The sequence below is a fragment of the Shigella sp. FC1967 genome (assembly GCF_001743005.1).
In the GTDB taxonomy this organism is placed as follows: domain Bacteria; phylum Pseudomonadota; class Gammaproteobacteria; order Enterobacterales; family Enterobacteriaceae; genus Proteus.
The window spans coordinates 1-15,583 of record NZ_MIIZ01000976.1 but is presented as its reverse complement, the minus strand read 5'-3'; the positions used below and the strand labels follow the sequence as shown (position 1 = coordinate 15,583).

At 43.3% G+C, this 15,583-nt stretch carries 12 protein-coding genes and 1 pseudogene; all 13 read left to right on the top strand.

Annotated elements, in window-relative coordinates:
• Positions 1–578: 578 nt before the first annotated feature.
• The 13 genes and pseudogenes from BHE89_RS17020 to nuoN all read left to right on the top strand — a co-directional run bounded on the left by BHE89_RS17020 (position 579) and on the right by nuoN (position 15,528).
• Entirely contained in the window at positions 579–1,031 is a 453-nt protein-coding gene (locus tag BHE89_RS17020; RefSeq protein WP_036912633.1) for an NADH-quinone oxidoreductase subunit A, read from the top strand.
• A gap of 17 nt (positions 1,032–1,048) precedes the next feature.
• Positions 1,049–1,724 (top strand): annotated as a pseudogene (locus tag BHE89_RS17015) (NuoB/complex I 20 kDa subunit family protein).
• 76 nt (positions 1,725–1,800) lie between these two features.
• Positions 1,801–3,597 (top strand): NADH-quinone oxidoreductase subunit C/D, encoded by a 1,797-nt coding sequence (gene nuoC / locus BHE89_RS17010; RefSeq protein WP_069367986.1) that lies wholly within the window; start codon positions 1,801–1,803, stop codon positions 3,595–3,597.
• Positions 3,598–3,599: 2 nt separating this feature from the next.
• Complete coding sequence (gene nuoE, locus BHE89_RS17005) at positions 3,600–4,145, top strand: NADH-quinone oxidoreductase subunit NuoE (protein ID WP_006533305.1); 546 nt, start codon at positions 3,600–3,602, stop codon at positions 4,143–4,145.
• Complete coding sequence (gene nuoF, locus BHE89_RS17000; protein ID WP_069367987.1) at positions 4,142–5,506, top strand: NADH-quinone oxidoreductase subunit NuoF; 1,365 nt, start codon at positions 4,142–4,144, stop codon at positions 5,504–5,506. The genes nuoE and nuoF overlap by 4 nt, the downstream gene beginning before the upstream one ends.
• A gap of 53 nt (positions 5,507–5,559) precedes the next feature.
• Positions 5,560–8,292, top strand: a complete 2,733-nt coding sequence (gene nuoG / locus BHE89_RS16995) for an NADH-quinone oxidoreductase subunit NuoG (protein WP_074454077.1) — start codon at positions 5,560–5,562, stop codon at positions 8,290–8,292.
• Positions 8,292–9,269 carry an NADH-quinone oxidoreductase subunit NuoH gene (gene nuoH, locus BHE89_RS16990; RefSeq protein WP_069367989.1) on the top strand — a complete coding sequence of 326 codons (978 nt, stop codon included), beginning with the start codon at positions 8,292–8,294 and terminating at the stop codon, positions 9,267–9,269. The genes nuoG and nuoH overlap by 1 nt, the downstream gene beginning before the upstream one ends.
• Before the next feature lie 14 nt (positions 9,270–9,283).
• Complete coding sequence (gene nuoI / locus BHE89_RS16985) at positions 9,284–9,826, top strand: NADH-quinone oxidoreductase subunit NuoI (protein ID WP_006533299.1); 543 nt, start codon at positions 9,284–9,286, stop codon at positions 9,824–9,826.
• 12 nt (positions 9,827–9,838) lie between these two features.
• A complete protein-coding gene (gene nuoJ / locus BHE89_RS16980) occupies positions 9,839–10,372 on the top strand; it encodes an NADH-quinone oxidoreductase subunit J (protein ID WP_069367990.1) in 534 nt (177 codons plus the stop codon).
• Positions 10,369–10,671: an NADH-quinone oxidoreductase subunit NuoK gene (nuoK, locus tag BHE89_RS16975; protein ID WP_023581731.1), complete on the top strand. Its 303-nt coding sequence runs from the start codon at positions 10,369–10,371 to the stop codon at positions 10,669–10,671. Before nuoJ ends, nuoK begins: the two co-directional genes overlap by 4 nt.
• Positions 10,668–12,503, top strand: coding sequence for an NADH-quinone oxidoreductase subunit L (nuoL, locus tag BHE89_RS16970; RefSeq protein ID WP_069367991.1), 1,836 nt, complete (start codon positions 10,668–10,670; stop codon positions 12,501–12,503). The genes nuoK and nuoL overlap by 4 nt, the downstream gene beginning before the upstream one ends.
• 19 nt (positions 12,504–12,522) lie before the next feature.
• Positions 12,523–14,052 carry an NADH-quinone oxidoreductase subunit M gene (nuoM, locus tag BHE89_RS16965; RefSeq protein ID WP_069367992.1) on the top strand — a complete coding sequence of 510 codons (1,530 nt, stop codon included), beginning with the start codon at positions 12,523–12,525 and terminating at the stop codon, positions 14,050–14,052.
• Positions 14,053–14,058: 6 nt separating this feature from the next.
• A complete protein-coding gene (gene nuoN, locus BHE89_RS16960) occupies positions 14,059–15,528 on the top strand; it encodes an NADH-quinone oxidoreductase subunit NuoN (RefSeq protein WP_069367993.1) in 1,470 nt (489 codons plus the stop codon).
• Positions 15,529–15,583 lie beyond the last annotated feature (55 nt).

Sequence of the window (15,583 nt, the reverse complement as noted above, 5' to 3'; positions counted from 1 at the left end):
ACCTTAATTGCTTGTTAAAAAAATGTTTACCTTCCCCCTTGGTTAATCACTTGTAGGATTTGTTAACAAATAAAAAGATTGTCTAGGTTTTAAGAGAATAAAAAAGTAAATCTAAACGGATATTTGACCTCTGCCACAATATTAGAAAGTTAATTTGTTAAAATTTGGATAAATTTTAAACTGATTAAGTATTTTTTCGACTATTTTGTGAGTTTGATCAAAAAAATAAGGCACATTTGCCTGTGTTGAATCAGGTTTTTCCTGAGATACTGGTGTAGTAAAATCGAATTATCGGTTAGACTAAGCGTGTTAGCATAAAGTTTGTCGGTTGACTGACACGTTTTAGCATTAGCCGGTAATTGCGTGTTAAAAATGAGTGTTAAATTTGTTAAATCGCGATAGAAAACTGAGTGATTTGTCGCAAAGTTTTCTAAAAAAGAAGAAAGGTATAAATAGACTGTTATTATTTCTTTAATTAGCAAGTCTGTTTAATTCGCCTTTTTTTTTCGTAATTAGAAATGTGGTGTAAACCGCCGGATAAGAGTTGGTTAATTGACACCACCTTTGATGAGTAAGCAATGAGTATGTCTACAACCACCGAAGTTATCGCCCATCATTGGGCATTTGCTGTCTTCCTCATAGGCGCATTGGGGTTATGTTCGCTCATGTTGTTGGGTGCCCGCTATTTAGGCGGACGCGCACAGGCAAGGGCAAAACATGTTCCTTATGAATCTGGTCTTGATTCTGTTGGCAGCGCTCGTCTGCGCATGTCAGCTAAATTCTATTTAGTTGCCATGTTTTTCGTTATTTTCGATGTTGAAGCACTGTTTCTTTATGCCTGGGCTGTTTCCGTTCGTGAAGTTGGCTGGTTAGGCTTTATTGAAGCATCAGTCTTCATCGCTATTTTATTAGCTGGATTATTCTATTTGGTTCGTATAGGTGCATTAGATTGGACACCTGTTCGCTCTCGCCGTGAAACTGCGAGTAAAAGCCATGTTCGATTAACCAGCGGCAAACATCCGCAGCAGTAATAAGCGAGGCATTAGAAATGGATTATACGCTCACCCGCATTGATCCGAACGGTGAGAATGACCGTTATCCCCTGCAATCACAGGAAATTGTCAGTGACCCATTAGATGCTCACGTTCATCGCAGCGTGTATATGGGAAAACTGGAACATGCGTTGCATGACGTTGTGAATTGGGGACGGAAAAACTCTTTATGGCCATATAACTTTGGTCTTTCCTGTTGTTACGTTGAAATGGTGACGTCATTTACAGCTGTTCATGACGTGGCTCGTTTTGGTTCAGAAGTATTACGTGCATCACCTCGTCAAGCTGACTTTATGGTTGTTGCGGGTACTTGTTTTACTAAGATGGCTCCCGTCATTCAACGTTTATACGATCAGATGTTAGAGCCTAAATGGGTTATCTCTATGGGGGCATGTGCAAACTCTGGTGGTATGTACGACATCTATTCAGTAGTGCAAGGTGTGGATAAGTTTATTCCCGTTGATGTGTATATTCCTGGATGTCCACCACGCCCTGAAGCTTACATGCAAGCATTGATGTTATTACAAGAGTCCATTGGTAAAGAACGTCGCCCCATTATCATGGGTTGTCGGCGACCAAGGCGTTTACCGTGCCAATATGCAATCAGAACGAGAAAGAAAACACGGTGAACGTATTGCAGTGAAAAACCTGCGAACTCCTGACGAAATTTAAAGGCTTTTGCCTAAGACGTAACCAGAGCAATGTGTTGCGATCATAGTAACCCTGATCAACGTTGTGGTGAATAGAAATGACCGATCAGATAGCGCAAAAAGGCGCTCGGCCAGCGTGGGAAACGACCGATCATATTGATGATCAGGTCGTTAATGAACTGCGTCAGAAATTTGGGCCAGATGCGTTTACGTTCCAGCCTACTCGTACTGGCATGCCAGTTGTTTGGGTAAAACGGGAACAACTTATTGAGGTAATACAATATCTCAAATCTTTACCAAAACCTTATGTCATGCTGTTTGATATGCATGGTTTTGATGAGCGTCTTCGTACGCATCGTCAAGGCTTACCCGCAGCAGACTTTTCCGTTTTCTATCATCTGATATCAATCGATCGTAATAAAGATATCATGCTGAAAGTCGCATTAAGTGAAAATGATCTTAATGTTCCGACTATTACATCTCTCTTTCCTAACTCGAATTGGTATGAGCGCGAAGTCTGGGATATGTTTGGGATTGTCTTTAATGGGCATCCAAATTTACGCCGTATTATGATGCTTCCTGATTGGGAAGGTCATCCACTGCGTAAAGACTATCCTGCTCGTGCAACAGAGTTCGATCCTTATGTGCTGACAAAGCAGAAACAGGATCTGGAAATGGAATCGCTGACATTCAAACCTGAAGAGTGGGGGATGAAACGCGGTACGGAGAATGAGGACTTTATGTTCTTAAACCTCGGCCCTAACCATCCATCCTCTCACGGTGCATTCCGTATTATTCTTCAGCTTGATGGGGAGGAAATAGTTGACTGTGTGCCTGACGTGGGTTATCACCACCGTGGCGCTGAAAAAATGGGCGAGCGCCAATCTTGGCATAGCTATATCCCATACACAGACCGTATCGAATACCTCGGCGGATGCGTTAACGAAATGCCTTATGTACTTGCAGTGGAAAAACTTGCCGGTATTGAAGTGCCTGAACGCGTTAAAGTCATTCGTGTCATGCTGTCAGAGCTATTCCGTATTAATAGCCACTTACTGTATATCAGTACTTTTATCCAAGACGTTGGTGCAATGACGCCAGTGTTCTTTGCTTTTACTGACCGTCAAAAAGTTTACAACATTGTTGAAGCGATTACGGGATTCCGTATGCACCCAGCATGGTTCCGTATCGGTGGTGTTGCTCATGACTTACCACGAGGTTGGGAGCGCTTATTACGTGAATTTTTAGATTGGATGCCAAAACGTCTAGATTCTTACGTAAAAGCGGCATTGCAAAACAGTATATTGAAAGGTCGTACTATTGGCGTTGCCTCATATAATGCTAAAGAAGCATTAGAGTGGGGGGTAACAGGTGCGGGTCTTCGTGCAACAGGCGTTGAGTTTGACGTCCGTAAATGGCGTCCATATTCAGGTTATGAAAACTTTGAATTTGAAATCCCAGTAGCAAGTAATGGCGACTGTTATGACCGTGTCATGCTGAAGGTAGAAGAATTACGCCAAAGCTTACGCATTCTGGAACAGTGCTATAAAAATATGCCAGAAGGGCCATTTAAAGCAGACCATCCACTGACAACGCCTCCACCAAAAGAGCGTACATTACAGCATATTGAAACCATGATTAACCACTTCTTACAGGTTTCATGGGGTCCTGTTATGCCTGCTAATGAATCATTCCAGATGGTTGAAGCCACTAAAGGGATCAACAGCTATTACTTAACCAGTGATGGCAGCACGATGAGTTACCGTACGCGTATTCGTACGCCAAGTTTTGCTCACTTGCAACAAATCCCAGCGGTTATCCGCGGTAGTCTGGTTTCTGACTTGATTGTGTATCTGGGAAGTATTGATTTTGTAATGTCGGATGTGGATCGTTAATCATGCAAAATGAATTAAACCAAAAAGATGATGCAGTGCAGATCGAAATCGTTGATGTCACACATTCAAAGAAAGCAACGTTTGTTTTAACTGAAGAAGAACGTGCTGAAATTGAACAAGAAAAACATCATTACGAAGATCCGCGTGCAGCCTCTATTGAAGCACTGAAAATTGTACAAAAGAACCGCGGTTGGGTTGAAGACGGCGCAATTTATGCGATTGCGGATGTTCTTGGGATCCCCGCTAGCGATGTTGAAGGCGTTGCTACGTTCTATAGTCAAATTTTCCGTCAACCCGTTGGTCGTCACATTATTCGTTTTTGTGACAGCGTGGTTTGTCATATTACAGGTTATCAAGGCATTCAGGCAGCAATTGAAAAGCACCTTAATATCATTCCTGGTCAAACTACACCAGATGGTCGCTTTACGTTACTACCAACCTGCTGTTTAGGTAATTGTGATAAAGGTCCTACCATGATGGTAGATGACGATACTCACAGCTTTGTTAAACCTGAAGAGATTGAAACGTTACTGGAGCAGTATCCATGACAGCAATTTCAGGAGCAAAACCGATTATTCGTAGCGCAGAAACGCACCCGCTAACGTGGCGCTTACGTGATGATCGTCAGCCTGTGTGGCTGGATGAATACCGTGCTACAAACGGTTATAAAGCGGCAGAGAAAGCATTAAAAGGTATGTCACCGACTGAGGTGACCACTGAAGTTAAAGATGCAGGGCTAAAAGGTCGTGGTGGTGCTGGATTCTCAACAGGCTTGAAATGGAGCCTGATGCCAAAAGATGAAAGCATGAATATCCGTTACATCCTTTGTAACGCAGATGAAATGGAGCCGGGTACTTATAAAGACCGTCTCTTAATGGAAGAACTTCCACATCTGTTAATTGAAGGAATGATTATCGGTGCTCACGCACTAAAAGCTTACCGTGGTTATATTTTCCTTCGTGGTGAATATATCGAAGCGGCTAAGAATTTACGCCATGCCATTGAGGAAGCAAAAGCAGCTGGCTTTCTTGGCAAAAATATCTTTGGTTCAGGAATTGATTTTGAACTGTTTGTCCACACTGGTGCAGGTCGTTACATCTGTGGTGAAGAGACAGCATTAATCAACTCATTAGAAGGCCGTCGTGCTAACCCGCGTTCTAAACCGCCATTCCCTGCAACATCAGGTGTATGGGGTAAACCAACTTGTGTCAATAACGTTGAAACACTGTGTAACGTGCCTGCGATTATTGAACATGGCAAAGATTGGTATATCGGCTTAAGTGAAGGTAAAAGCCCTGATGCGGGAACTAAATTAATGGGATTTTCAGGCCGTGTGAAATATCCAGGCTTATGGGAATTACCATTCGGCACCACCGCGCGTGAGATCCTTGAAGATTACGCTGGTGGTATGCGTGATGGGCTTAAGCTGAAAGCATGGCAACCGGGTGGAGCAGGTACTGACTTCTTAACAGAAGATCACCTCGATCTTCCAATGGATTTTGGCACGATTGCGAAAGCAGGTAGCCGTTTAGGCACCGCACTTGCGATGGCGGTAGATAATGAAATTAATATGGTTTCATTAACCCGTAACTTAGAAGAGTTCTTTGCTCGCGAGTCTTGTGGCTGGTGTACTCCTTGTCGTGATGGCTTGCCATGGAGTGTCGAAATCTTACGTGCGATAGAAAAAGGTAAAGGTCGCCCCGGTGATATCGAAACCCTTGAGCATTTATGTCGTTCTTTAAGTCCGGGACACACATTCTGTGCTCACGCACCGGGTGCAGTAGAACCTTTACAAAGCGCCATTAAATATTTCCGTGAAGAATTTGAGGCTGGCATTATTCAAGAAGATTATACCAATGCCAACTTGATCAGAGGCATTCAGCCTAACTTGCTGAAAAGCCGCTGGTAATTTTTCACGACACATTCTAGGTTTAACGCCTGCTGTGCAGGCCTTTGGGAAGCATGCTGACTATGGCTACGATTCATGTAGACGGCAAAGAATATGAAGTTAACGGGGCTGATAACCTGTTAGAAGCCTGTCTTAATTTAGGCTTAGATATTCCTTATTTTTGCTGGCACCCAGCGCTAGGAAGCGTTGGCGCTTGCCGCCAGTGTGCGGTGAAGCAGTATCAAAATGCTGAGGATACCCGCGGTCGTTTAGTGATGTCTTGTATGACACCCGCGACTGATGGCACGTTTATCTCTATTGATGACGAAGAAGCGAAAAAATTTCGTGAAAGCGTTGTTGAATGGTATATGACAAACCATCCTCATGACTGTCCAGTTTGTGAAGAAGGCGGTAACTGCCACCTTCAAGATATGACGGTAATGACGGGTCATACTATGCGTCGCTATCGCTTTACTAAGCGCACACATAGAAACCAAGATCTGGGACCGTTTATTTCTCATGAAATGAACCGTTGTATTGCTTGTTACCGCTGTGTTCGTTACTACAAAGACTATGCCGATGGTACTGATCTTGGCGTCTTTGGTGCGCATAACAACGTATTCTTTGGACGCGTTGAAGATGGCACATTAGAGAGCGAATTCTCGGGTAACTTGGTTGAAATTTGTCCGACTGGGGTATTTACTGATAAAACTCACTCATCGCGTTATAACCGTAAGTGGGATATGCAGTTTGCACCGAGTATTTGCCAAGGTTGTAGCATGGGTTGTAACACAAGCCCAGGTGAACGCTATGGTGAATTACGTCGTATCGAAAACCGTTATAACGGAACGGTAAACCGCTATTTTCTTTGTGACCGAGGTCGTTTTGGCTATGGTTATGTGAATTTAGCAAGCAGACCTCGTCAGCCTAAAAAACGTTTAGGCAGCAACTGGTTAGAAATTAACGCTGTTCAGGCAACTCAAGCCGCTGCGGATATGCTGAAGAAAAGCCAGCGTATCGTGGGTATCGGTTCCCCACGCGCAAGTATTGAGAGTAACTTTGCATTACGTGAAGTTGTAGGCGCTGAAAACTTTTATAGCGGTATCTCTGCATCAGAGCAAAAACGACTGACTTTAATGTTAGATATTTTACAAAAAGGGGGAGTTCACACTCCATCTCTACGTGAAATTGAAGATTACGATGCGGTTTTAGTGTTAGGTGAAGATTTAACACAAACAGGTGCTCGTATGGCATTGTCTGTACGTCAGGCAGTGAAAGGCAAAGCGCGTGAAATGGCGGCAGCTCAGAAAGTGGCTGACTGGCAAATTGCTGCGATTATGAATATCGGGCAACGTGCAAAATATCCGCTATTTGTTACTCATGTTGATGAAACTCGCCTCGATGATGTTGCTGCATGGAGTTATCGTGCTCCCGTTGTTGATCAAGCGCGTTTGGGCTTTGCGATTGCTAATAACATTAACGGTGATGCACCTGCTGTTGATGGCATTGATGAAGCGCTGAAGAAACATATCGACATGGTTGTTCAAGCACTTTCTCAAGCGAAGAAACCATTAATTATCAGTGGTAGTCATGCCGGTAGCGAAGACGTTATTAAAGCCGCAGCTAACATTGCTTTTGCATTAAAAGCAAAAGGTAATGAAGTAGGACTTTCTTTCGTTGCTGATGATGCGAACAGCATGGGTCTTGCCATGATGAATGCACAGCCACTTGATGATGCATTAAAAATGATGCGTAGTGGTCAAGCTAACACGGTTGTGGTAATGGAAAACGATTTGTATCGCCATTACGATGCAGACGTGATTGATGATGCGATTGCTAAAGTAGATAACATTATTGTTATCGACCATCAGCAAACAGACATTATGGCGAAAGCCCATCTTGTTCTCCCAGCTTCTTCATTCGCTGAAAGCGATGGCACAATGGTGAGTCAAGAGGGTAGAGCACAACGTTACTTCCAAGTTTTCGAACCTTCTTTCTATAACAAAGATGTGGTGATGCATGAAAGCTGGCGTTGGTTGAGTGCTGTTGATTCACAATGGCATGAAAGAACGCTGGATTGGACACAGTTAGACAATGTTATTGCGCATTGTGCAACCAGTCTTCCTCAGTTTGCTGGCATCGTTGATGCTGCGCCGAATGCATCATTCCGTATTCGTGGGCAGAAATTAGCGCGTGAACCACATCGTTATAGTGGTCGTACTTCTATGTTGGCGAATGTGTCTGTTCATGAACAGCGTCAACCCAAAGATATCGACACCCCATTTGCATTCTCAATGGAAGGTAATAACAGCCCAACAGCACCTCGTCAGCAAATTCCATTTGCATGGGCGCCGGGTTGGAACTCACCACAAGCATGGAATAAATTCCAAGCTGAAGTGGGGGGCAGCTTACGTTTTGGCGATCCCGGTGTGCGCTTAATTGAATGTGGTGATAATACACTGGGCTACTTCACTGATATTCCTGCGCCATTTAATGCACAGAAAAATCAATGGACTGTCGCACCTTGCTACCGTTTATTTGGTAGTGAAGAGTTATCACAACGTTCGGAAGTTATCCAATCTCGTATGGAAGCCGCTTATTTAACATTGAGTGAATCAGATGCACAAGCATTAGCGTTAACTCAAGGTCAGCAAGCGATGTTTACTTACGAAGGCCGTGAATTCACCTTACCTGTGAAAATCAGTGCTCACCTGACTCAAGGTCAAATTGGCTTGCCGTTAGGTATGGCAGGTATTTCTCCATCGCTGGTGGGTGTATCGGTTCGTCAACTGCGGGGTATTGCATAATGAGCTGGTTATCTCCTGAAGTTACAGAGATTTTACTCACCGTTTTAAAAGCCGTCGTGATCTTGCTTGTTGTGGTCACTTGTGGTGCTTTTATGAGTATGGGTGAACGCCGTTTACTGGGTTTATTCCAAAATCGTTATGGGCCTAACCGTGTCGGTTATGCAGGTTCAGCACAGCTAATTGCGGATATGATCAAAATGTTCTTTAAAGAGGACTGGATCCCGAAATTTGCTGACCGCTTTATCTTTACCATTGCACCAGTGATTGCGTTTTCATCTTTATTGCTGTCATTTGCGATTGTACCTGTTAGTTCAACATGGGTTGTCGCTGACTTAAACATCGGTATTTTGTTCTTCTTGATGGTTGCTGGTATTGCGGTATATGCCGTGTTATTTGCAGGCTGGTCAAGTAATAACAAATATTCCCTGTTAGGGGCGATGCGTGCATCAGCACAAACCGTCAGTTATGAAGTGTTCTTAGGCCTTTCAATCTTAGGTGTTGTTGCACAAGCCGGCTCTTTTAACCTGACTGACATCGTAAACTCACAAGCCAATATGTGGAATGTTATCCCACAATTCTTTGGTTTTCTTACGTTTGCGATAGCGGGGGTTGCTGTTTGTCACCGTCACCCATTTGACCAACCAGAAGCAGAGCAAGAGCTGGCTGATGGTTACCACATTGAATATTCTGGTATGAAATTTGGTTTATTCTTTGTTGGTGAATATATCGGTATCGTTGCGGTATCGGGTCTTATCGTGACGTTATTTTTTGGTGGTTGGCAAGGTCCTTTCTTACCGTCATTCATTTGGTTTGCACTGAAAACAGGATTTTTCATGATGATGTTTATCCTTATCCGTGCTTCGTTACCGCGCCCGCGTTACGACCAAGTGATGTCTTTCGGTTGGAAAATTTGCTTACCGTTAACACTTATTAATCTGCTGGTAACTGCTGCAGTGATACTTTACAACGCTCAATAAGGGGTGATTGAACCATGACTTTAAAAGAGTTATTGACTGGTTTCGGCACCCAGGTACGAAGCATTTGGATGATTGGCTTGCATGCCTTCGCCAAACGTGAAACACAGATGTACCCGGAAGAACCTGTCAATGTTGCACCACGTTATCGTGGACGTATTGTGTTGACGCGTGATCCTGATGGTGAAGAGCGCTGTGTTGCTTGTAACTTGTGTGCAGCAGTCTGTCCAGTAGGCTGTATTTCATTACAGAAAGCAGAACATGAAGATGGTCGTTGGTATCCGGAGTTTTTCCGTATCAACTTTTCTCGTTGTATCTTCTGCGGTTTATGTGAAGAAGCTTGTCCAACAACGGCACTGCAATTAACGCCTGATTTCGAAATGGGTGAGTTTAAGCGTCAGGATCTGGTTTATGAAAAAGACGATCTGTTGATTTCTGGACCTGGTAAATATCCTGAATATAACTTTTACCGTAAAACAGGTATGGCGATTAACGGCAAAGACAAAGGTGATGCGGATGATGAAGCTAAACCTATCGATGTCAAAAGCCTGTTACCGTAAGGAGCGATATTCATGGAATTTGCATTTTACATCGCGGGGCTGATTGCCATCCTTGCAACATTGAGAGTGATTACGCATACCAATCCTGTACACGCTTTGTTGTACTTAGTGATTTCATTGATTGCGCTCTCAGTAGTTTTCTTCTCGTTAGGTGCCTATTTTGCGGGTGCATTAGAAATCATTGTTTACGCTGGCGCCATTATGGTGTTATTCGTTTTCGTGGTGATGATGCTCAACTTAGGTAAATCCGTCGTTGATCAAGAGAAAAAATGGCTACAACCGAAATTTTGGATTGGGCCTGCGCTTTTATCTCTGACGCTATTAATCGTATTAATTTACGCAATTACTAGTGTGACTCACGGCGAAATTACTGGGGAAGTGATTGGCGCGAAAGAGGTCGGAATTAGCTTATTTGGGCCGTATATTTTGGCTGTCGAATTAGCATCTGTACTCTTATTGTCAGGATTAATTGTCGCTTATCACATTGGTCGTGATCAGAGCCATGACGATCTCGTCGAAAACGAAAATGCAGGGGAGCAAAAATGATACCTCTTCAACATGGTTTGATCTTGGCTGCGGTACTGTTTGTGTTAGGTTTTACCTGCTTAGTACTTCGCCGCAACCTGTTATTTATGTTGATCGGACTAGAAATTATGATTAATGCGGCTGCGCTGGCATTTGTTGTCGGTGGTAGCTTTTGGGGTCAAACAGACGGTCAGATAATGTATATTCTGGCAATCAGTTTGGCAGCGGCAGAGGCAAGTATTGGTCTGGCATTGTTGTTACAGCTTCATCGACATCGCCAAAACATCAATATTGATACAGTCAGTGAGATGCGCGGATGAATATACTCTATTTAACCATTCTGCTACCACTGCTGGGATTTTTATTGCTCGCTTTCTCGCATGGTCGTTGGTCTGAAAACGTATCAGCATGGATTGGTACTGGTTCGGTTGGGCTATCAGCTTTAGTGGCACTTTGGGTTGGTATGGATTTCTTTGCCAATGGGCAAGAAACTCAAGTTCTGACTTTATGGAACTGGATGTCAGCAGGGAATTTCAATATTCCTTTTACACTGGTTCTTGATGGTCTTTCGTTAACAATGCTCGGTGTTATCACAGGCGTTGGTTTCCTTATTCATATGTATGCATCTTGGTATATGCGTGGTGAAGAAGGGTATTCTCGTTTCTTTGCTTATACCAACTTATTTATCGCAAGTATGGTTGTCTTAGTACTGGCTGATAATATGATGCTGATGTATATGGGATGGGAAGGGGTTGGTCTATGTAGTTACTTGTTAATTGGTTTCTATTATAGCAATCCTGCCAATGGCGCGGCAGCGATGAAAGCGTTTATCGTAACGCGTATCGGTGATGTGTTCTTAGCTATCGGTATGTTTATCCTGTTTGACCAATTAGGTACATTGAGCTTCCGTGAAATGGCCGTACTTGCTCCTGAGCAATTAGCCGTAGGTTCAAGTGTCATTAACTGGGCAATGTTAATGGTATTAGGCGGTGCAGTGGGTAAATCTGCGCAGCTTCCGTTACAAACTTGGTTAGCCGATGCAATGGCAGGTCCAACACCTGTATCTGCGTTAATTCACGCCGCAACAATGGTTACGGCAGGTGTGTACTTAGTGGCACGTAGCAATGCGCTATTCTTAATGGCACCAGAAGTATTGGAATTAGTCGGTATTATCGGTGCAGTTACATTAGTATTAGCGGGCTTTGCCGCTTTAGTACAAACAGATATCAAACGTATTCTTGCTTATTCAACGATGAGCCAAATTGGTTATATGTTCTTGGCTTTAGGTGCTCAAGCATGGGATGCGGCAATTTTCCACTTAATGACTCACGCTTTCTTTAAAGCATTACTGTTCTTATCTGCAGGCTCTGTGATTATTGCCTGCCACCATGAACAGAATATCTTTAAGATGGGTGGATTACGTAAGAAGATCCCATTTGTTTATGCCTGTTTCCTTATTGGGGGAGGCGCATTAGCGGCATTACCACTGTTAACCGCAGGGTTCTTTAGTAAAGATGAAATCTTATGGGGTGCGTATTCAAACGGACATTTTAACTTAATGCTTGCAGGTTTAATTGGCGCGTTATTTACGTCACTTTATACCTTCCGTTTGATTTTCATCGTATTCCATGGTGAAACCAAAACCGAAGCACACCAAGTTAAAGGATTTACTCATACTTTCCCATTAGCGGTATTAGCACTGTTATCCACATTTATCGGTGCATTAATTACTCAACCGTTAGGTGCTGTATTCCCTGAAGGAAATACATCGCATGAGGGTAAATATGTATTAGAAGTTCTTTCTGGTGTGGTAGCGATAGTAGGCGTTGCCATTGCAGCATGGTTATACCTGAAACAGCGTCAATGTGTTTCTAAGGTTGCTAATACTCGTACAGGGCGTTTCTTCTCAACATGGTGGTTCCATGCTTGGGGCTTTGATGCATTGTATGAGGTGCTGTTTGTCAAACCTTATAAAGGGGCGGCGTGGCTTATCCAAAATGATCCTGTTAACCAATTCTTTAATCTATTCGGTTGCCTGCTTAAAGGGACCAATAAAGGATTAAGTTTCAGTGAAAATGGATTAGCGCGTTGGTATGCGGCTTCTCTCGGTTTAGGTGCAGTGCTGGTCATCGCTCTGCTGCTTCTGGTTTAATTAAGGGACACATTGCGCCATGTTATTACCCTGGCTAATACTTATTCCCTTCATCGGTGGCCTGCTAAGTTGGCAGGCTGAACGAATCGGCTCGCAAGTCCCTCGTTGGGTTGCGTTGCTGACGATGGGATTAACACTCGTTATTTCTGTGCAACTTTGGTTGCAAGGCGATTATCAACTACTTAGTGCTGATGGAGCACCACGTTGGACAGAGTATTACTTTGTGCCGTGGATCCCTGCTTTAGGGATCAATATCCAATTTGCACTTGATGGTATGTCATTGTTGATGACGGTATTAACTGCGATTTTAGGTATCTTAGCGGTACTTTCATCGTGGAATGAAAATCAGCCATCACAAGGGGCTTTCCATTTTAACCTGCTGTGGATCTTAGCAGGTGTGATGGGGGTATTTTTAGCCACCGACCTATTTTTATTCTTCTTCTTCTGGGAAATGATGTTGATCCCAATGTATTTCCTGATTTCTTTATGGGGACACAAAGGAAGTAGCGATAAAAAACACGTTAGTGCAGCAACTAAATTCTTTATCTATACACAGGCGAGTGGCCTGTTAATGTTGCTGGCCATTATCGGTCTTGCGGTGGCTTTCTACCGTGAAACAGGTAGTTGGACGTTCAACTACGATACCTTATTACAAGCACATACTGTTTTAAGTGCTGAACTGCAATTTATTCTGATGTTAGGTTTCTTTGCTGCATTTGCAGTGAAAATGCCAATTGTTCCTGTACATGGCTGGTTAGCGGATGCTCACGCAGAAGCACCAACAGCAGGCTCTGTCGACTTGTCAGGTATTTTGCTAAAAACAGCGGCTTACGGTTTATTACGTTTTAACTTACCGCTCTTCCCAGAAGCGTCAGCATTGCTGGCTCCTGTGGCGATGTGGTTAGGTTTAATTACCGTATTTTATGCAGCATTACTGGCATTTCGTCAGACTGATATCAAACGTCTTGCGGCTTACAGTAGTATTTCTCACATGGGCTTTATCGTAATTGCGATTTATGCGGGCTCTGTATTGGCTTACCAAGGTGCGATTATTCAAATGATCACCAATGGTTTGTCAGCCGCTGGTCTGTTTATCATGTGTGGCATGCTGTATGAGCGTTTAGGTACGCGTGATATGAACCAGATGGGGGGATTATGGAAAAGTATCCGCTTCTTACCTGCGTTTTCACTGTTCTTTGCGGTTGCCTCTTTAGGTATGCCAGGAACAGGTAACTTCGTTGGTGAGTTTATGATCCTGTTTGGTACTTATGGCAACTTTAAGCTGATTACGATTATTTCGGTCTTTGGTTTAGTTTTTGCTTCTGTCTACGCATTGTGGATGATGCAACAAGCTTACTATGGTTCACCGAAAACAGCTGAAAGAACCTATAAAGGGTTAGATCTGAGAGAATTCATTATTCTGATCACATTGGTTGTTTTACTGGTTATTTTGGGTTTCTTCCCACAACCTGTGTTAGACACATCAATATCAGCGATGGAAAATCTCCAGACTTGGTATTCCGCTTCTATTTCAACAGTAAGGCCGTAATTCGCCATGACAATAACTCCTGAACAATTGATCGCAATGCTACCGCTATTGATCGTCGGATTGACGGTGGTGGTTGTGATGCTGTCCATTGCGTGGCGACGCGATCATTTTACTATTGCCACTTTGACAGCAACAGGTTTCATCATTGCGCTGGGATCACTCTATTACGTTAATGCATTAGGCGTAGTGGACGTTACCACGCTTTACCATGTTGATGGATACTCTAGCTTCTTTACTGCACTAGTGATCCTTTCTGGTATTGGAACTATCGCTTTTGCTTATCCTTGGTTAGAAGGCTATCAAGATAACAAAGAAGAATTTTACTTGCTGATTGCGATTGCCGTCATTGGGGGGATTTTACTCTCTTCGGCTCACCATTTCGCATCGATGTTTATTGGTATTGAATTACTGACATTACCGCTATTTGGTCTTATCGGTTATGCATTCCAACAACGTCCTTCTCTGGAAGCGGGTATTAAATATATGCTGCTTTCGGCAGCGGCATCTTCTTTCTTACTGTTTGGTATGGCTCTTCTTTATGCAGAAGCAGGGGATCTCTCCTTTACTGCAATGGGACAAAGTTTAAGTGATAGCAATATCCATAAACCATTAGTACTCGCTGGTTTAGGTATGATGTTAGTGGGGATTGGATTTAAATTATCTTTATTCCCATTCCAACTGTGGACACCCGATGTTTACCAAGGTGCACCAGCACCAACAGGCGCGTTCTTAGCGACAGCAAGTAAGATTGGTATTTTTGCTGTTGTGATGCGTTTATTCCTTGAAGCACCCGCTGCGGATAGTGAAACTTTACGTATGATCTTAGGTTTCATGGCAATTGCCTCTATCTTGTTTGGTAACATCATGGCGTTAACGCAAAAAAGTGTGAAGCGCTTATTGGGTTACTCTTCAGTATCGCACCTTGGCTATCTGCTAGTCGCATTAATTGTGTTGCAATACAGCCCTGTATTAGCGCAAGAAACCGCTGAAATTTATTTAGCCGGCTACTTGTTTGCAAGTCTAGGCGCATTTGGTGCTATTGCAGTTGCATCAAGTCCTTATCGTGAAAGCGAAATGGATTCACTAGAGGATTACCGCGGATTATTCTGGCGCCGTCCTGTTGTCGCTGTGGTGATGTCATTAATGATGCTATCGCTAGCAGGTGTACCAATTACATTAGGTTTCATTGGTAAACTGTATGTCATCATTGCGGGCATTAGCTCAAGCTTGTGGTGGTTAACCGGTATGGTTGTGTTAGGTAGTGCGATTGGTTTATTTTACTATCTACGTGCTGCGGCCATTGTCTTTTTACGCAAACCAGACAATGACAACACTCCCGCTATTTCAACAACATCACAAAACATGGCAACATTTGTTGCGTTAATTTGTGCAATTGTTGTGATCGCCTTAGGGGTATGGCCACAACCACTTATTGAGTTAACTCATTTTGCGATTATTGCGCCAGCGGCCAATTAATTGACATTATTAAATAAGTAGACAGTAAAACGGCTCTTTTATAGAGCGTTTTTCG

Coding starts and splice junctions, on each gene's coding strand:
- BHE89_RS17020 (WP_036912633.1), top strand. CDS start 579: ATGAGTATGTCTACAACCACCGAAGTTATCGCCCATCATTGGGCATTT.
- nuoC (WP_069367986.1), top strand. CDS start 1,801: ATGACCGATCAGATAGCGCAAAAAGGCGCTCGGCCAGCGTGGGAAACG.
- nuoE (WP_006533305.1), top strand. CDS start 3,600: ATGCAAAATGAATTAAACCAAAAAGATGATGCAGTGCAGATCGAAATC.
- nuoF (WP_069367987.1), top strand. CDS start 4,142: ATGACAGCAATTTCAGGAGCAAAACCGATTATTCGTAGCGCAGAAACG.
- nuoG (WP_074454077.1), top strand. CDS start 5,560: ATGCTGACTATGGCTACGATTCATGTAGACGGCAAAGAATATGAAGTT.
- nuoH (WP_069367989.1), top strand. CDS start 8,292: ATGAGCTGGTTATCTCCTGAAGTTACAGAGATTTTACTCACCGTTTTA.
- nuoI (WP_006533299.1), top strand. CDS start 9,284: ATGACTTTAAAAGAGTTATTGACTGGTTTCGGCACCCAGGTACGAAGC.
- nuoJ (WP_069367990.1), top strand. CDS start 9,839: ATGGAATTTGCATTTTACATCGCGGGGCTGATTGCCATCCTTGCAACA.
- nuoK (WP_023581731.1), top strand. CDS start 10,369: ATGATACCTCTTCAACATGGTTTGATCTTGGCTGCGGTACTGTTTGTG.
- nuoL (WP_069367991.1), top strand. CDS start 10,668: ATGAATATACTCTATTTAACCATTCTGCTACCACTGCTGGGATTTTTA.
- nuoM (WP_069367992.1), top strand. CDS start 12,523: ATGTTATTACCCTGGCTAATACTTATTCCCTTCATCGGTGGCCTGCTA.
- nuoN (WP_069367993.1), top strand. CDS start 14,059: ATGACAATAACTCCTGAACAATTGATCGCAATGCTACCGCTATTGATC.